The sequence below is a fragment of the uncultured Psychrobacter sp. genome (assembly GCF_947500265.1).
Taxonomy (GTDB): domain Bacteria; phylum Pseudomonadota; class Gammaproteobacteria; order Pseudomonadales; family Moraxellaceae; genus Psychrobacter.
This window is the reverse complement of sequence record NZ_CANMRN010000007.1, coordinates 85,140-103,272: the sequence shown is the minus strand read 5'-3', so window position 1 is coordinate 103,272 and position 18,133 is coordinate 85,140. Positions and strand designations below refer to the sequence as shown.

Sequence of the window (18,133 nt, the reverse complement as noted above, 5' to 3'; positions counted from 1 at the left end):
TTATAAGGTTCATTATCATAATGACACCTACTTGCCAGCTAAGAGTTGCTGCGAAAATCAGGAATTGCGTCAAGGTCGCTAGTCATTGGACTGTAGTTAGTGAAGCGCGAGTACCTGCCCTCAAATCCTAGTCGAACGGTGCCAACTTGGCCTTGGCGGTTCTTAGCGATAATTACCTCCGCTATACCCCTATCTTTTGATTTTTCGTTATAAACCTCGTCACGATACAAGAACATAATCACATCGGCTTCCTGCTCGATTGCGCCCGACTCCCTTAAGTCGCTCATAATAGGCCGCTTATCGGGTCGGCTTTCTAGACTGCGGTTCAACTGTGATAAAAGTAATACGGGGCAATTAAACTCTTTACCGAACGCTTTTAGGTGCCTTGTGACTTCACCAAGCGCATTCACTCTATCCTTACCATCAATACCGCCCATGATCTGTAGATAGTCAATCATAATGACTCCAATCTCGCCATACTGATTGCGTATTCTATTCAAAGTCGTTCGCATCTGATGATAGGTAATTAATGATCTTGACTCGATGAACATAGGATATTCTTTGCTGTAGTCTCTGACTGTGTTATTCAAGTTCGCCCAATCGTCAGTACTAACATTCATGCCACTTCTAATAACCCCTAGATCTACTCCTGCCATTGACGACATGAATCGTTGCATAACTGACGCCTCTGTCATTTCTAAACTAAAAAACACGCCAGCCTTGTGCTTGTGCTCCCCCTTGCTGTCTGTATAAAAGCTATCCTTAACCATGCTCTGCACTATGTTTTGACCGAACGTAGTCTTACCCATCGAGGGACGCGCACCCACTACCACCAAATCACCGTTCTGTATGGGGGATCGGTTATCAAGCTCATCAAATCCAGTGGGAGAGAACGGCCTTACCTCACCCTTGCTTGCTGCTTGTAAATTATTAAAGAAGCCCTCCATCAATGAGCCAACAGATCGTGCACCGCTACCGCTTTTGTTGGTATCAATGACAGTCGTTAGCTGCTCAATGATCCCGTTCACCTTGTCATCAAGACGCGTATCAGCTTGCCTTAATTCGTCTTGCGCTTGTAGAAGCACTCGATTAACAGCTCGATACTTTGACAGCTCGAGTATGCGGTCGGCATAGGCCTTAAGATTAAATAATGTGGCTGGGCTTGTGCTCAATACCTCGGCAAGATAACTGTCAGGAACATCAATACCGTAATTATTAGAGGCTAACCAATCGTGAACCATAACCGTATCGTATGGCAGACCATCTTTATCCAAGGCCTTAACTGCTTGAAATATTAGCTCATGCTTGTTTGCTGCAAAGTCGTTAGCATCAATCTTGCTGGCCACGATTTCAAAAGACTTCTCTATGCTCATGAGCGAAGCCAGTAGCGCCTTTTCTATATCGATATTATAAAAACTCATACTTTTAGCCCCGCCTTTTCCATGTTGATTTTATTTGCTGCTATCTGTTCCTCATGGCTCAATGTCTTGACCTGTGGCTGAGAGTCGAACGAGTCACTACGGTTGCTATGAGGACGGGCGCTGCTACTTTGCTCTGCATAATTGCTACTTATGTCCGAGTCTGTTATCTCGTCAAGCCAGCTTTCGTTATTTAAGTAGGTCATAGGGTATTTGCGATAACTTTTATTAGGTGTTGACTTAACATAGCTTGGAACATGAGCCATGATTAGCTTTTGTGTCTCAATACCAAGAGATAGCCATTTAGCTTCTGGTTTTGCTAAACCTCCTTTTTTATAGTCATATGCATTCCAAAAATCATCAAAAGGTAAGTTAGTTAATGGTTCTTGGTTAGTAGTTAATGGTTCTTGGTTAGGCTTTAATTCGCTTTCCACTGCTAACTCACTGCTAACCGACTGGGTTTTTTTTGGTTTATTCTTAGGCGGTCTGCCTCCTTTCTTACCATTTTCACGGTTCTTTTCAGCATTCGCCTGATACTTTGCGATTTCATTATCAATACGGCTATGATGATATCCATCGTCTTCTAGCGTAAAAAACTCATTCAGTACGAAATTAAGCGCTTCAATCTCGACTTCAGATTCTAGTTTTAACCTACGCAAAAGCGGTTGGGTTCTTTTGGGTATTGGTATTTCATCCAAGTAGTAGCGATCTATTAATGAACGATAAATATAATGCTCTATAGGCTTTAAGTAGTCTGTGTCTTTCTTATAATCTGCTATATTAAAACTATAGTAGTGCATCACCCACCTCCTATAACATCGCTGGCGCGTAATATGCTATTACTAATATTAGCTAACTTAGTTAGTTGAATATTACCTGCCAGCATATAGTTAGATAAGAAATTAGATAGGCCCGCCCCGATCCGGCGGGCTTTTTCTTGAACGACTCTTCGTTGGTTATCTATCATCCGTCCTCTCTTACCGTACTATTGTTAGTGTCGGTTACAGACGATTTGCTATTTAATTGTGTGTGAGCAACTAAAGATATCAGCAGGCTGAAGATACCCATCCATGCCATGTATATACTAAGTCTTAGTAGTAAGGCATGCTTGTCAGATTGCGGCTCATTGACTGGCGTATGGTGGGGCTTTAGGTCGGTTTTGATATCATTATTACTCATCGCTTGATACCTCCACTTGGTATGGCAATGCGTAGTCACAAAACATTCCACTGACAATACTTGCCAGCTCGCTATTGGCATAAAGAGCAGATTTTACCGCCACAAGAATGCCTTGGCTAACGTGGTCTTTTGTTTTGATAGCGTCTAGCGCGGTGGCCAAGTGCTCAGTATTAATACAGATATCTTGTACACGATCATTCATGAGGCGTAAGTAGATACTATCCACAGTCACTAGGCGGCTGTCTGGGGTGTCGATTGATACACTAGGATGATTGTGCATTTAATTCGCCTCCTTGGTAGATAGTTCGCTTCCAAGCAATGTTTGCTCATCGAGCCAATAGACGGCAAACCACTTATTGTTATGCTTGACCATTTCACTTTGAATGAACATACCTTCCGCTCGCAATTCATGTATGCGAGGGGCTAAACTTGTAATTTTATAAAGGCTGATAGAGTCCCATATAGTGATAGTCGCGCCTGTCATTAAATGCGCTCTGATTATCTCTATTTGGGTCTTAGGTACTGGCTCGTTGGTCACTGGGGCAGCGGCTGAAGTTGTCATGTCAAACCCCCTCTTGTGCATTAGCGGTGGTATAGTCTTCTGACGGCTGGGCACGACTATCTAGCCAGCTATTGATTTCAGACAAGCGCCATAAACTAGCCCGCCCAATTTTTACGGGTGCTGGGAATTTATTTTGGTTGATTAAATGGTAGATGTGCTTAACACTAAAGCCTGTGATACCGCGTGTGGCGGCTTTGGCAGTGACGGTGCGCTGTTGGCCTAATTTAGTGGTATAAGTTTTGGCTTTACGCTCAGGTTGATTGGCAAGATCTGTCATTCTTAGATATTGATCAATTAAGGTCATAATAATTCATTCCATAGCTGTTAGAGGAATGGGCGGTAATGCCCTGCTATGAAGTGAATGTTACGGGGTGATATCGGCTATCATGCAAGCACTTTTGATATGATGTTATGGCAATAATATTGCTATCAGGGCAATAAAAAACCCTTGATAGACAAGGGCTGATAGCTGTTATAGCAATGATTTTAAAATACGCCTATCTTTTATATTTTCCTCCGCTTCTTGCTTCGCTATGACGGCAAACTTTATCAATATTTAATGCTAAAGCTTTTGATACATCATTAAAGTTACCTGTTATCCATCTGACAATAATCTCTTGCTTTGGTGCTGATTGATTAGGATTGTAATCAAGCCAAAATTCGGTAATAACTTTATTCATGATTTTCATGGCTGGAGTCGTATAAGAACGTTTATCAGTCGTAGATTGTTCTAATTGGCTTTTGAGTTTAGCTATTTGGTTGTTAGCGGCTGCCAATTCATTGACTAACTGCTCATTGGTCTTAGATTCACCATGCGCTACTGTAGGCGTTCCTATTGAGAAACCACCAGTATTTTTTGCGTCTTCTATTTCTTGTTCGAGTTCAGCTATACGCTTTAGGTAATCTATTGCTAGATTATCTAAATCATCAATATCAATGTGCAGATCATCGTTAAAACCCTCAAAGATAAAGTTATGATGAGCAAGCCATTCTTTGACCTTTTTAGCTATTATCTGTTCTTCATTATTAATAGGAATTAAAGTGTCAACCTGTACAGCATTTTCTACCATATCCAAACGCGCATTATAAAAATCATCATTATGGTTATATGCTGGGTTGTAATCAGTAAGCAGGCAAGCTATTTGTCTCGGTGTGAACAAAGCATAAGTAATAAGTAGTTTTTGATGTTCACCTAAGTGTTCTTTCTTTAACACAAGTTCTTTAAATCGGTTATCGTTATTTATCTTTGAGCTAGAAATTTGGGTTGTTGGTCTAAACAGCTTATCTAAATCAACTTTGGGATATCTCAAACCATGTATATCTAGCATTTTCTGTTCACTAGGTTTATGTAAATGTACAGTTTTAAAAGTCACTTCTTTCTCTTCATCTATGTTATAGATAGGATGTTTTTTAAATTTTACATAGTTTTGTAAACACATATTTTCATCAATTGGAATTTTTGCATTATTGAGAAGATCATAAAACTGTCTATTATGTATAAAGAAGTAACCATTTTCTGATTTATAATGAGCACTTAAAACGATATTATCTTCATCTTCATCTTCATAAGCATCTCCATCTTCATCTTCATAAGCATCTTCATCTTCATAAGCGTCTACAACACTTACATGACTCATACCATCATAATGAAAAACAGGGTTGAGCTTTTTTTCGTTATAAAGATCTAATATGAAAGTCTTTAGCTTGTAATAATCTTCTTCTATTTGTTCATTATAAGAAAATCCATGCTGCTCTAAATACTTACCTACTTCCTCAAATGTTAGAAACTCCTTGAGTAATATATTCACAGTTCGCACCCTCACACCCTTAAATCAAAAAAGGAGCAAGGCGTTGACAGCTAAGGGTGCGGTGGCTGTCGTTCGGGTAATTAATCCTAGCCTTGCAATCAGTGATGACAGCGATTAGCGCTATCAAGTTTGGCTTGCCAGCCCAATGCTGAAAATAACTAGTAAGGTAGTGGTGTTAAAGTTGTTCAGCAAGTTTGGCTAGTACTTCTTGCGATACGCCTTGTGCCTGCAAGCTCTTTATCAGTATGTCCTTGTCATGCAGTGCTATATCAGTCGTTTGCTCATTACGGCTTTCCATTTCTTTAGTGAGTTCATCAGGAGTCAACAAATCAAAGCTGACCGCCTTGCCCGCGCGTAAGTCATCGAGATAGTTCGCCCAGCGGTGCATCATCATTTGGCGCTCGGCTAAATGCTCTGATAAGTCGTAGCGCCTTCTCACGCTCGATTGCTCTAAGTGGGCAAGTTGTATCTCTATGAGGCTTTCACGAAATTGCAGCTCATACAGTCCTGTGCTGGCAAGCTGCCTAAAGCCGTGCCCCGTCATTTTAGGGTAGGGGTCACCTGTATAGCCCATGCGCTGTAGTGCCTGATTAAACCATGCTTCACTATAGGTTTTGTTTGATTCAAAGTTATAGAACACATAGCCTGTCTGCTCTGTTAAGGGACGCATACGTTCAATGATAGCCATTGCTTGCGGTGACAGCGGAATAATATGGTCTTGGCGCATTTTCATCTTATGCGCTGGAATACGCCATACGCTTTTATGATAATCAATCTCTGACCATTCAAAGTGCCTTAGCTCTTTGGTACGCACAAAGCACAGCGTCATCAGCTGTAAACCCGCTACGGTCTGCTCATGAGCGTTTGGGTGGTTATTAATGTACTGATCAATATTGCGGAGTAGGTCGGGGAATTGGTGCTGCTCTACCGCTTTCATACGTTCGGCTCTATGCGGTCTAAGAGCCTTATTACGTCCAATAGCAATATTGGTAATATCATAGCCTAAAGTGTTAATAGCATACTCAAAGATGGCGCTAATCAACCCCATACATTTATGCGCGGTCTCTGAGGTGTGTTTGCCTTGCTGCTCAAAGGTGGCTTGAATGGCAAGCCCTGTTTTAATAATATCTTGCGCGGTGATGGTACCAATAGGATAGTCACCTAGATGTTTTAATATGTGGTTGTCTAAGAACCCTTGCAGCTTTTGCACGTTCTTTACAGTGGTTTTGGATTTTTCATCAAGATAGCTTTTAGCAATGACGTTAAATAAGTCCTTTTGTTCAAAGTTGTTCTTCTCAACGCTTTTGTGTTCGGTTGGGTCGATACCGCCAGCCAATAATGCTTTTGCCTTATCACGTTCGATACGCGCTTGCTTTAGCGATACTTGAGGCTTGAATGATGAATCGATCATTTGCTTTGATGATTTATAGATACCGATCTGGTAGGTTTTTTGTTTGGGCTTAATATCTTTATCCGATTGATAGCGGTATGACATTTGCCAAAATAGTGAGCCATTAGGATGTTGTATTAGAGATAAGCTATTACCATCACTGTGACGAGTGACTTTGTCAGGTGCTGACTGCTTAGCTATGGACTTTACGCCATTGTCAGTTAGTAGATAGTCTTTTCTCATATTCAGGGAACCCGTAAAAAATGTTAAATGTTTTAACAACAAATTTAACAACATTCTATAGGTGCTGCTAGGTAATGGCAAGTAATGTTAAAAGACTTAATATCTTGATATTAGAGGGTTGTAAAGGTTTTAGGTAATGTTAGGGAAGGGTGAAATACGATGATTGGTGCGCTCGGCGGGAATCGAACCCACGACCCTCGGCTTCGGAGACCGATACTCTATCCAACTGAGCTACGAGCGCATATGATAACGATATGTCTGACTGTCACGCTTAGATACGCATGATAATTAGCATAAGGTGTCTAGAAATAAAGACCGCTTAGTCTAACAAATAAAAAGCATAAAGCCAATAAATGACAGTCGCGATTGAGGTTTTTTAAGAAAAAACAGCCAAGTCATTAAACAAGCATGGCAATTTACCTGCCTTTTCCCTTATAATGTTGGGGAGAATTCATATTTATAATCACCGATTGCAAGTGCGCTGGCACGCGGGATGGCTGTCTGCTATTGAAGACTTAGAGGTCGTCAAAGGAGGACAGACAGAATGTCCGAGCCGTGCTAGTCCTTGTATACGTAATAAGAGAACGTGACGAATGAGAAAAGTAGTTATGTTATCGGCAGCTGCCATTCTAGGAATCGCTAGTATCGCGGTGAGCCAAGCTGAAGATGTTGTAGACACTCCTGTAACTGCATCAGACGTAGCAGAAGGCCAAGAGGTCGTAGAAGCTGCTCCTGAAACGCTAGGTGACGATACCCAAGCTGCTGCAGATACGACAGATGGTGCTGCGCCTACTGACGAAGCCGCTGCAGCAGCAGAAGGCGAAGAAACTGCTGCTGCAGCGCCTGCCGCTGATGAAGAGCCAATTCCACAAGATACGCCGCAAGTACAGAAGCTAATTGCTTTGTATCCTAATCTGATTGCGCGTATCCAGCCTGTTGCCAATATCTGTTTTGAAGACGGTGAAGCTTGTGATGTAACGGCACGCTCATCTGGCCCAGCTGCTGGCGACGGTCCTCGTGACGGTAAAGCGGTATATAATGCTGTATGTCATACTTGTCATACTGCAGGCTTGCTAGGCTCTCCTATCTTTGGTGATGCTGGCGCTTGGGGCCCACGTATCGCAAAAGGTAAAGATACGCTATATACCCATGCTATCAACGGTTTCAATGCGATGCCTGCAAAAGGTGGCGCGGATATTCCTGATGAAGAAGTTCAAAATGCCGTAGATTATATGGTCGCAGAAGCAAGCTAATCTTTGTTGATTACCTTCCAAGCTTTTACGATAGTTATCTATAAAGCGCCTATTTCAGTGATGAGATAGGCGCTTTTTCATGATGAGTATTATTAATATGGTACTTCGAATATAAGGCAGTTGAAATTCGCCACGAGTAGCCTCATTTTATGAGATTAGTTCGTTTATTACCGTACATTGTCACCTTTAGATAGTAGAGTGTGTTGAACATTCTTATACGGCTTTTGCCTATATGATAATGATAGTCGAATGTTCAACACGGCCTATTATTCTAAAATCGCATTTTATATAAATTGATAACAAATAAAGAGGTCTTCATGTCTGATGCACCAGCACTCTCCATAAAAAACCTATCCAAGACCTACGATAATGGGTTTTCGGCATTAAAAGGGGTTGATCTAACAGTACCACAAGGTGGTTTCTTTGCGTTACTCGGGCCAAACGGCGCAGGCAAATCTACCATGATTGGTATTATTAGCTCATTGTTTAAGCCAACCACTGGTAGCGTCCATATTTTCGGCACAGACCTATTAGAGAACCCTTCGATTGCCAAGCAATACCTTGGCGTTGTACCGCAAGAATTTAACTTTAATATGTTCGAAAAAGTCGAAGATATCCTGATTACGCAAGCGGGTTATTTTGGTATTCCTGCAAAAGAAGCCAAACCACGAGCAAAGAGACTGTTAACCGCGCTAGGACTATGGGATAAACGCGACAGTAAATCACGTGAGCTATCTGGTGGTATGAAACGCCGTTTGATGATTGCCCGTGCATTAATTCATAAGCCAAAGCTATTGATTCTTGATGAGCCAACAGCGGGTGTCGATATCGAGCTTCGCCGATCGATGTGGGAGTTTATGCAGCAGATTAATATCGAAGAAAACACCACTATTATTCTGACGACTCATTATCTCGAAGAAGCTGAGCAATTGTGTAAACGCATTGCGATCTTGGATCACGGCGAGATTCGAATCAATACAGAAATGAAAGAGCTACTGGCGCAGTTGTCCGTAGAGACGTTTGTATTTGATTTGGATATGCCGCTCACTGAGCAGTTGGCTCTGACAGGAGTTACAGGAGTCTCGCAACCAGATGAGCAAACGCTAGAAGTTACCTTGACAGAAGGTGAGTCACTAAACGGTGTCTTTGATCAGTTGTCTGATAAAGGTATCAGTGTGGCGAGTATGCGCAATAAAGCCAACCGACTAGAAGAGTTATTTATGCGCTTGGTAGACAAAAACATTCAGAGTGCAGATAGCATGAAGGAGGCGGGATTATGAGTCAGGAACTAGTCGATCATAATAAAACAATGTCATTGAGTAAGAAGTGGATTGCGTTTCGTACTATTTGGTTCAAAGAAGTGCGCCGTATTTTACGTATCTGGCCGCAGACGTTACTACCGCCAGTTATCACGATGAGTTTGTATTTTGTCATCTTTGGTAAGATGATTGGTTCGCGTGTGGGTGAGATGGGCGGCGTGCCTTACATGCAGTTTATCGTGCCTGGTTTGATCATGATGTCGATCATTACCAACAGTTACTCTAACGTCGTCTCAAGCTTCTTTAGTGCCAAGTTCACGTCTAGTATCGAAGAGCTTTTGGTCTCGCCAGTATCCAAGCATGCTATTTTGATGGGTTATATCAGTGGTGGTATCTTCCGTGGACTGGCTATCGGTGTGATTGTCTCGATAGTGGCGCTTTTCTTTACCGATCTTGGTATCGAGCATTTATTTGTGACTGTATTTACGGTACTTGGCACGTCTATCTTGTTTTCGTTAGGCGGTTTTATCAATGCGGTATTTGCACGCTCGTTTGATGATATCTCTATTATCCCAAGCTTTGTACTGACGCCATTGACCTATCTTGGCGGTGTGTTTTATTCGATGGAGAATTTATCGCCATTTTGGCAAAATATCTCGCTACTGAACCCTATCGTCTATATGGTCAACTCATTCCGTTACGGTATTCTTGGCTACTCTGATGTCAATGTTTGGTATTCGATGGCGGCTATTTTTATGTTCTGTGCGATATTTTATACCATCGCTTATCGCTTGCTAAGTAACGGTTCACGTGTACGTTTGTAGTGTGTATTATTCGCTAAGCATACTATTATTTAGAGCAAATTTTAAACGGTTTAATATTAGGAAGACAGATGAGTATTCATGGTATCTTGGGTGAGCAAACCACAGACTATCCAACTGAGTATAGCCCAGAGACGCTATATCCGATTGCGCGCAGCATGGGACGTGATGCGATTGGTTGGCAAGACGACAAGCTAGCCGTCGGTGTCGATTGGTGGCAGGCCTTTGAGATATCTTGGTTAAATCCGCAAGGTATCTCGCAAGTAGCGATTGCACGCTTTAGCATTCCTGCTAGCTCACCATTTATCGTAGAATCAAAATCGCTCAAGCTATACTTGAATAGCATTAACTTTACCGAGTTTGCCAGTTGGAATGACGTACAAGCGTTGATTGCGAAAGACTTGTCAGCTTGTTTGCAAACAGACGTACAGGTAGCGTTATTTGGTTTAAACGATGATCTAGATGGTAACGAAACAGCGTTATTGATTGCTCAGCCTGAGGGTATTTGCATTGATGAGGCATTGGCAGATAGCACGGATAAAGTTGCGTTAACTGAACATCCTGATGCGTCGCTGCTGAGTGAGAACGCAGTAGGGGCGAACGATGAAAGTGTGGCAAATGAGGGTATGCAGCCCTATACTTTTTATTCCAATCTACTGCGCAGTAACTGCCCAGTGACCAATCAACCAGATTGGGGTACGTTGGCCGTATCGATTACAACTGATAAGCCTTTTAATAATGCAAATATGCTGCGTTATATATTGAGCTTCCGTCAGCACAATGGTTTTCATGAGCAGTGTGTCGAGCAGATATTTGCTGATTTGAGTCAATACTATCAGCCAAGCGAGCTAATGGTACGGGCGTGGTATACGCGCCGCGGTGGTATCGATATCAATCCTTGCCGTGTTAGTGATATCAGTCTATTGCCTACGCCAAGCCGTTTGATTCGCCAGTAAGTTCTCGCTAAAAATACATCAATCTTAAGCCAATAAAAAAGCGCCTATCTCATCATGTGAGATAGGCGCTTTTTGTTATACAGTCTTTATTTACAAAACTATTTACCGCTTACTTTTGCCATGACTTCTTCACGGCTTAGCATTTGCTTTTCGGCTTCACGGCGATTGACGTACTCATATTTGTCTTCAGCCAAGTTGCGATCAGAGACGACGATACGATGCGGTATACCAATCAACTCAAGATCAGCAAACTTAACGCCTGGGCGCTCGTTACGATCGTCCAGTAGCACGTTGATGCCTTGAGCTTTTAACTCTTCATACAGGGCGGTTGCCGTCTGCATGACCGTCTCTTCTTTAGACTTCATGGGGATGATGGCGACTTCAAAAGGAGCGATTGAATCATCAACCGTTGGCGTTTTTGGCCACATGATGCCGTTTTCATCATTGTTCTGCTCGATAGCAGCGGCAATGATACGGCTAACGCCAATACCATAACAGCCCATCATCAAAGTAACAGGTTTGCCATCTTCGCCAGAAACCGTACAGTTCATCGCTTGTGAGTATTTATCACCCAACTGGAAGATATGACCGACTTCGATACCACGTTTGATTTTAAGGCTGCCTTTACCATCAGGAGACGGGTCGCCTTCTTGTACATTGCGCACATCAACGATACGAGTAATGCGTGTATCACGCGCCCAGTTCATACCGATAGTATGTTTGTTCACTTCATTGGCACCGCAGACAAAATCTGATAACGCAGCTGCCGAACGATCAACGAATACAGGCATATCTAAATTAACGCCGATATAGCCTTTGTGCAGACCTGCCGCTTTTAGTTCTTCGTCAGATGCTAAAGTCAATGGTACATTTGCTTCTTCGATTTTCTCAGCTTTGATAGTGTTGAGCTGATGATCGCCGCGCAATACGATAGCAATCAGTTGTGGCTCATCATTCTCAGTATGACCATGAACGATCAAGGTTTTAACCGTCGTTTCTAACGGGATGTCCAAGTGTTCAGCAACCATTTTGCAGCTGGTCATGCCTTCGGTTAGAACGTCTTCACGCTCCATTTTCGGTGGTTGACGCTCAGCGGTGCTGACAGACTCTGCTAGCTCTACGTTGGCTGCATAGTCAGATGAGTCCGAAAACGCAATGTCGTCTTCGCCGCTATCTGCCAATACATGGAACTCATGTGAGGCAAAGCCACCGATAGAGCCCGTATCTGCTTGTACCGCACGGAAATCTAAGCCCAAGCGGGTAAAGATGCGTGTATAAGCGTCATACATATCATGGTAAGTCTTGGCCAATGAGGCTTGATCCACATGGAAAGAGTAAGCATCTTTCATGGTGAATTCACGTGCGCGCATCACACCGAAGCGTGGACGAATCTCATCACGGAACTTACCTTGAATCTGAAAGAAAGTAATCGGTAGTTGTTTATAACTACGTAGCTCACCTTGTGCTAGATTGGTGATGACTTCTTCGTGCGTTGGACCAAGTACAAAGTCGCGATCATGACGGTCTTTGAAGCGCAATAGCTCAGGACCATAATCATCAAAACGTCCGGTCGTCTGCCAAAGTTCAGCAGGCTGAGTCATCGGCATAAGCACTTCTTGTGCACCGACGTTTTGCATCTCTTCACGAACAATGCGTTCGACCTTTTGCAAGACACGCAGACCCATAGGCAACCAAATATATAATCCAGAAGCAATCTTGCGGATAAGACCAGCACGCACCATCAATTGGCTTGAGGCGATGTCGGCGTCACTTGGGGTTTCTTTTAGTGTGGCAAATAAAAATTGACTGGCTTTCATAAATAAAGCGTAACCTTATCAACGATAAAAAAATAAGAAATAGTAGGATGTTGAGCGTATGGCTAATCGTTTCATTGCCGCCGCAAGCTTACCTTTATCACTTAGCAATAATCTAGGGTATTTCCTAGTTACCAACCTGCTTATATACAAAGCACATCAGTAAAAACCACTCTCATAAAAGAGAGGCAAATTTGATTTGATGTATCAATATGCCAAAAATGCAATATATTCAGGTCAAAACCCTGATAAATGCTTTGAGACTGACATTTTATTCATACAATCTGACTATGTTAGGTAAAGTTCGCCTAAGACGCAATGACTTTTTGTCTTTTCAGACCGAACGTGATGCAAAGGCTTCAATAAGGGATAAATAATTGAGCTATTCGTATGATTTTATAGTGAAAGCACTGATTACTTGAGAGACAGTTTATTGAGGTGGTTGCGTAGAGGTTTATGCATAAAGTTATGTAGAGGAATGGTAGCCATTACTTGAAGTTACTGCACAATAGTCGCATTTATAGCTCAGGTATTACAGAGTATTGATAATACAGTTAGCCTTATAAAAACACAGTTAGCCTTGTAAAAACAATGCAACATTATAAAGGTAGCTTCTATGAATAATCCTGATATGAATAACGCTAATGACACTCAAAAGCCTGAGAAACGTCCTATTGCGACAATGTCGTGGGTGATATTACTCATTGGCTTAGTAGCGATTGTTTTTGCTATTTATAGCGCGCAAAACAAACCAGAAGAAGCGCCGATAGAAACTATTACTCGTGAAGGGGTGGTTACGCAAATTCAGCAGTTAAACCGCTTACATACTGTCGCATTCAGTGTTGATACAGTGATTACGAGCGAGCGACCCGGGAGCTGGATGAAACTGTGGCAAGATGAGCAAAAGGCATTGTTTATTGCTCATGGTCGTGTAGAGGCAGGCGTTGATTTGAGTGCACTGACACCTGAGATGGTACAGGTGGTGCAACCTGCTCCAGCTAATGTGGATGAAGAGCAAGTAGCTGACACCAACTCACCAGCTGCCACTATGCCGCAAATCAATATTACTTTGCCGCCTACAGAGATATTTTCAGTATATTTGGATGATATTGAGATTTACGACTGGCAGACAGGGGCTTTTGGTATGATGCAAGTTGATCCTAAGATATTGGCACAAGCACAGACCATGGCAAAAAAAGAAGTGCTTGAGCGTGCCTGCCGAGGTGATGTCATGAATATGGCACTGAAAAATGCGCAAACACAATTGCAGCAGCTATTTGCACTCACGGGAGCGGTAGTGACGGTTACCACTCAGGGTGCAGGCGCGTGCCAGTTGCCAGTCACTACCAATGGCTAGTCTGCTAGTTATTTTCTAAAACTAAGCCTCTTTTTTAAACTCAGCAATAGCTAGCTTGCGTACTGATTTATGCTCGATCATCGGCGCAGGGTAGTCAACATTGGCAAACTTACCACCTTTTGCCAGTTCTTTACGCATCTTATCTTCGTTGTGCAAGATACTGTTAGGAATATCTTTTAACTCTGGTAGCCAAGTTTTAATAAACAGAGCTTTAGAATCGTGCGTATTGGCTTGGCTAAAGGGGTTCATAATGCGGAAGTAGGGCGCTGAGTCCGTACCTGTCGACGCGCTCCATTGCCAACCGCCGTTATTGGAGGCAAAATCGCCATCTATCAGCTGCTGCATAAAGTAACGCTCACCCAAGCGCCAATCAATTAATAAATCCTTCGTCAAAAACATCGCTGTGACCATTCGCAGGCGATTGTGCATAAACCCTGTCGCATTTAGGCAAAGCATTGCTGCATCGACCAATGGCACGCCTGTTTTGCCAGCGCACCATATCTCAAAATCATCATTGTCATATGACCAATTAACCTTAGTGTCAGTCTCTTCTTTATACGCTTGATGACGGATCAGGTTTGGTTTTTCGACCAGTACATGACGATAAAAGTCTCGCCACGCAAGCTCACTTATCCAGCGATTGATGTCTTCATTATCACCGTCATTACCGTGTAGCTTCTCTTGTGCTTTGCTCGCCTGTAGATAGCAGAATCTAGGACTGATAGAGCCTATAGTGAGATAAGCCGATAGCTGACTCGTTGCGTGCAGATGGGGGACATCACGGCTCATATCATAATCATTGATATCATCATCGACGAATGCCTCTAGACGCTGGCAAGCGGCAGACTCACCTGCAGGATAAGCGTCTCTTGCTTGGTCAAGCTGAGCTGTCATATCGATATGCTGCAAGGAGTCGTTCTTTTCCAATGTCTGCTGGTAGTCACTGAGCATTCTTTCATTTACTGCTTTGATATCGTCGATTGTATTGGCAAACGTTTGCGATGATGGTAGTTTGATTTTATAATCGCTATCCACTGTGGATGCTTCATGTATTTGGATGGTGCTGACGTCCAACGTATGTCGCCATTTTTTATAAAATGGGGTGAAGACCTTATACATACTATCGCCATCATTGGTCGTGATAGTTTGCGGTGGTAAAATGCATTGGTCATGCCAGCGGACAAACTCGATATCGTTTTTTGCAAGTTGTTTGCTTAATTGCTTATCACGATCAATCTCATTGCCTTCGTACTCGTGATTGGCCATGATGCAGCTGATTTCATTGTCATTGCATAAGGTTGTAAGCGCCTTTATACAGTCTGAGAAGTTTGGACAAACTTGAACGATCAAGGTGATGTTTAGTTTTTCTTGTAACTCCTTTGCTAGAATAGGTAGCGTGCGAGCAATATGATCGACTTGTACAAGGGAGGTATCGTGTGCTTGCCACTGCTCAGGTGTCAAAAAGAATACGGCAGACACTGAGGCGTTGTCTTCTTTTGCACGTTCGCAAAGCGCTGCTAAAGCAGTATTGTCATGGATACGTAGGTCACGACGAAACCACATCAAGTAATGCGGTGGATTTTTGCTAGTAGCATGGTCGTCAGTATCAGTATCAGTATCAGTATCAGTATCAGTATCAGTATCAGTATCAGTAGCGGCTGTCTGTGCAGTCTTAGACATCAAAGTATCCCTATATTAATCAATCGCAATCATAAACAAAACTAAGGATAAAAGTATGCTAGGATAAGTTTTTGGATGCAATGGCTTTGCCGTTTGGTTAACAAAACCTCATCACATCTAACGATTTATCTTTGGCTTGAACCTATCTGATGCCGCTATAATCGGTGTCATATTCAGTACCATGAAACGCAAGGTCACAAAATGCACGTTAAGTTTTGCGGGTTTACTCAGCTTAGTGATATACAGACTGCAGCACAGCTAGGTGCAGATGCAGTGGGTTTGGTGTTTTATCCACCAAGTCCACGTGCAGTCACGATAGAGCAGGCGCAAACTCTGAGTGCTGCCGTACCTGCTTTTGTCAGCGTGGTGGCACTGGTAGTCAATATGCCTAAAGATGAGCTGCTCAAATTAGCAAACAACGTTTCTTTTGATATTATCCAGTTCCATGGTGATGAAACGCCTGAGCAATGCCAACAGCTGGCAGGTATGGTCAATAAACGTTGGATCAAAGCATTGCGTATCAATACAGAGCAAGACACCCTCGATAGTGTCCGCGCTCAGATTAACCAGTTTGCGACCGCAGGTGCCAGTAGTATTTTACTGGATGCTTATCATCAGCATAAGTATGGCGGTACAGGCGCACGTTTTGACTGGAGTCTCATTCCACATGACAGCGAACTGCCAATCGTTTTGGCCGGTGGACTCGATGCCGACAATGTTGCCGCTACATTAGATTTGCCGATTTATGGCGTCGATGTGAGTGGTGGTATTGAGGTTGATAAAGGTAAAAAAGACGCTGCCAAAATGCGTGCCTTTATGAAAGCGGTCAAGCGCGATCGATGGCAAAACGCTACGGTCACTGGCGCCATCTAAATGGGTTTGTATCAAGCTATTTGCTATACGTAATCTGCTTAGTTGATCGTTATTCCGATTTTTCTGCTTAAATCTTATTAGATTGTTATCCCTTTTATTATTTTTTCTCTATTTATCTAAAGTTATCCAAAAAATACCACTTATTACAGTAGGAATTATCATGAGTCATGTCGAGAACAAAGATTTATCTGCTACCGCACAATCTGTAAATACTTTTACCAATCCTGAAAATGTACAGGACTTTAACCAGTATCCTGATGCGCGCGGTCATTTCGGTGTACATGGGGGGCGTTTTGTCTCTGAGACGCTAATGGCTGCTCTAGAAGAGCTAGAAACGCTTTATACCAAAGTCAAAGCAGACCCAGCATTCTGGGAAGAGTATCACAACGATTTGGTTAATTATGTCGGTCGTCCAACGCCGCTATATCATGCTAAGCGTTTGAGCGATGAGATTGGCGGTGCGCAAATTTACTTTAAGCGCGAAGACCTAAACCATACAGGCGCACATAAAGTAAATAACACCATTGGTCAGGCACTGCTTGCCAAAATGTGTGGCAAAAAACGTATCATCGCTGAGACTGGTGCAGGACAGCATGGCGTAGCGACAGCAACGATTGCCGCACGCTTAGGGCTAGAGTGTATCGTCTATATGGGTGCTGACGATGTCGAGCGTCAAAAAATGAACGTCTATCGTATGCGCTTGCTTGGCGCGACAGTTGTGCCGGTCACTTCTGGCTCACGTACTCTCAAAGACGCAATGAACGAAGCCATGCGTGACTGGGTGACCAATGTCGATAGCACCTATTACATTATCGGTACTGTGGCAGGCCCGCATCCTTATCCGCTATTGGTTCGTGATTTCCAAGCGATTATTGGTAAAGAAGCACGTATTCAGCATTTAGAAAAAACAGGCAAAATGCCTGATGCATTGGTTGCTTGTGTTGGCGGTGGCTCAAACGCGATTGGTTTGTTCTTTGACTTCCTGAACGATACTGAAGTGAAGATGTATGGTGTTGAAGCAACGGGTGATGGTATCGAGTCAGGTCGTCATTCAGCACCATTGGCGGCTGGTCGTATCGGCGTGCTACATGGTAACCGTACTTACCTCATGGCAGATGATGATGGCCAGATTCAAGAGACGCATTCTATCTCAGCGGGTCTTGATTATCCTGGTGTCGGCCCAGAGCATAGCTTCCTAAAAGATATGAAGCGCGTTGAGTATGTCGGCTGTACTGACAAAGAAGCGTTAGAAGGCTTCCATGAGGCAACTCGTAAAGAAGGTATCATTCCTGCGCTTGAGACTGCTCATGCTGTCGCTTATGCATTGAAACTGGCTAAAACCATGACCCCTGATCAGACGATTATCGTTAATATGTCAGGTCGCGGTGACAAGGATCTGCATTCAGTGATGAAAGCAGAAGGGATTGAGTTGTAGTAACGAATATCTTTATAAGCTATCAAATTTATAAGTTACTAGATTCTTCTTTATAAGAAAAATTGTTTGACCTTTTATTGTTCAA

At 42.9% G+C, this 18,133-nt stretch carries 17 protein-coding genes and 1 tRNA gene; 7 read left to right on the top strand and 11 right to left on the bottom strand.

All coding sequences use genetic code 11. The features are described 5' to 3' along the window. Positions 1-38: 38 nt before the first annotated feature. The 9 genes from Q0788_RS10950 to Q0788_RS10910 form a co-directional block, all read right to left on the bottom strand. A complete protein-coding gene (locus Q0788_RS10950; RefSeq protein WP_298810498.1) occupies positions 39-1,421 on the bottom strand; it encodes a replicative DNA helicase in 1,383 nt (460 codons plus the stop codon). Continuing rightward, positions 1,418-2,218, bottom strand: coding sequence for a DUF1376 domain-containing protein (locus Q0788_RS10945; RefSeq protein WP_298810496.1), 801 nt, complete (start codon positions 2,216-2,218; stop codon positions 1,418-1,420). Before Q0788_RS10945 ends, Q0788_RS10950 begins: the two co-directional genes overlap by 4 nt. A gap of 163 nt (positions 2,219-2,381) precedes the next feature. Continuing rightward, on the bottom strand, positions 2,382-2,597 hold the full coding sequence (locus Q0788_RS10940; protein WP_298810493.1) for a hypothetical protein: 216 nt from the start codon (positions 2,595-2,597) through the stop codon (positions 2,382-2,384). Beyond that, a complete protein-coding gene (locus Q0788_RS10935) occupies positions 2,590-2,877 on the bottom strand; it encodes a hypothetical protein (RefSeq protein WP_298810491.1) in 288 nt (95 codons plus the stop codon). Before Q0788_RS10935 ends, Q0788_RS10940 begins: the two co-directional genes overlap by 8 nt. Continuing rightward, positions 2,878-3,159 carry a helix-turn-helix domain-containing protein gene (locus tag Q0788_RS10930; protein WP_298810489.1) on the bottom strand — a complete coding sequence of 94 codons (282 nt, stop codon included), beginning with the start codon at positions 3,157-3,159 and terminating at the stop codon, positions 2,878-2,880. A 1-nt stretch (position 3,160) separates the two neighbouring features. Beyond that, entirely contained in the window at positions 3,161-3,463 is a 303-nt protein-coding gene (locus Q0788_RS10925) for an AlpA family transcriptional regulator (protein WP_298810487.1), read from the bottom strand. Positions 3,464-3,656: 193 nt separating this feature from the next. Beyond that, the gene (locus Q0788_RS10920) at positions 3,657-4,967 is read right to left on the bottom strand and encodes a hypothetical protein (protein ID WP_298810485.1); all 1,311 of its coding nucleotides are present in this window, start codon (positions 4,965-4,967) and stop codon (positions 3,657-3,659) included. Positions 4,968-5,142: 175 nt separating this feature from the next. After that, the gene (locus Q0788_RS10915) at positions 5,143-6,600 is read right to left on the bottom strand and encodes a tyrosine-type recombinase/integrase (protein ID WP_298810483.1); all 1,458 of its coding nucleotides are present in this window, start codon (positions 6,598-6,600) and stop codon (positions 5,143-5,145) included. A gap of 164 nt (positions 6,601-6,764) precedes the next feature. Then, positions 6,765-6,841, bottom strand: a tRNA-Arg gene (locus Q0788_RS10910). 352 nt (positions 6,842-7,193) lie between these two features. On the opposite strand from Q0788_RS10910, the gene Q0788_RS10905 reads away from it, so the two are divergent. The 4 genes from Q0788_RS10905 to queF all read left to right on the top strand — a co-directional run bounded on the left by Q0788_RS10905 (position 7,194) and on the right by queF (position 10,889). Beyond that, on the top strand, positions 7,194-7,853 hold the full coding sequence (locus tag Q0788_RS10905; RefSeq protein WP_298810480.1) for a c-type cytochrome: 660 nt from the start codon (positions 7,194-7,196) through the stop codon (positions 7,851-7,853). A gap of 317 nt (positions 7,854-8,170) precedes the next feature. Further along, the gene (locus tag Q0788_RS10900) at positions 8,171-9,133 is read left to right on the top strand and encodes an ABC transporter ATP-binding protein (protein ID WP_298810477.1); all 963 of its coding nucleotides are present in this window, start codon (positions 8,171-8,173) and stop codon (positions 9,131-9,133) included. A gap of 29 nt (positions 9,134-9,162) precedes the next feature. Continuing rightward, complete coding sequence (locus Q0788_RS10895; RefSeq protein ID WP_261870602.1) at positions 9,163-9,936, top strand: ABC transporter permease; 774 nt, start codon at positions 9,163-9,165, stop codon at positions 9,934-9,936. A 68-nt stretch (positions 9,937-10,004) separates the two neighbouring features. Then, complete coding sequence (queF, locus tag Q0788_RS10890; protein WP_298810474.1) at positions 10,005-10,889, top strand: NADPH-dependent 7-cyano-7-deazaguanine reductase QueF; 885 nt, start codon at positions 10,005-10,007, stop codon at positions 10,887-10,889. Positions 10,890-10,987: 98 nt separating this feature from the next. On the opposite strand, the gene Q0788_RS10885 is transcribed toward queF, so the two are convergent. Further along, positions 10,988-12,706, bottom strand: coding sequence for a proline--tRNA ligase (locus Q0788_RS10885; RefSeq protein ID WP_102093514.1), 1,719 nt, complete (start codon positions 12,704-12,706; stop codon positions 10,988-10,990). A 613-nt stretch (positions 12,707-13,319) separates the two neighbouring features. On the opposite strand from Q0788_RS10885, the gene Q0788_RS10880 reads away from it, so the two are divergent. Beyond that, positions 13,320-14,060 (top strand): DUF4230 domain-containing protein, encoded by a 741-nt coding sequence (locus Q0788_RS10880; RefSeq protein WP_298810471.1) that lies wholly within the window; start codon positions 13,320-13,322, stop codon positions 14,058-14,060. Positions 14,061-14,081: 21 nt separating this feature from the next. Here the strand turns inward: Q0788_RS10880 and Q0788_RS10875 are convergent, their stop codons facing one another. After that, complete coding sequence (locus Q0788_RS10875; RefSeq protein ID WP_298810469.1) at positions 14,082-15,740, bottom strand: deoxyribodipyrimidine photo-lyase; 1,659 nt, start codon at positions 15,738-15,740, stop codon at positions 14,082-14,084. A 171-nt stretch (positions 15,741-15,911) separates the two neighbouring features. On the opposite strand from Q0788_RS10875, the gene Q0788_RS10870 reads away from it, so the two are divergent. Together Q0788_RS10870 and trpB are read left to right on the top strand one after the other, a co-directional pair. Next, positions 15,912-16,613 carry a phosphoribosylanthranilate isomerase gene (locus Q0788_RS10870; protein ID WP_298810602.1) on the top strand — a complete coding sequence of 234 codons (702 nt, stop codon included), beginning with the start codon at positions 15,912-15,914 and terminating at the stop codon, positions 16,611-16,613. 160 nt (positions 16,614-16,773) lie between these two features. Further along, on the top strand, positions 16,774-18,048 hold the full coding sequence (gene trpB, locus Q0788_RS10865) for a tryptophan synthase subunit beta (RefSeq protein WP_057758619.1): 1,275 nt from the start codon (positions 16,774-16,776) through the stop codon (positions 18,046-18,048). The last annotated feature ends 85 nt before the right edge of the window (positions 18,049-18,133 follow it).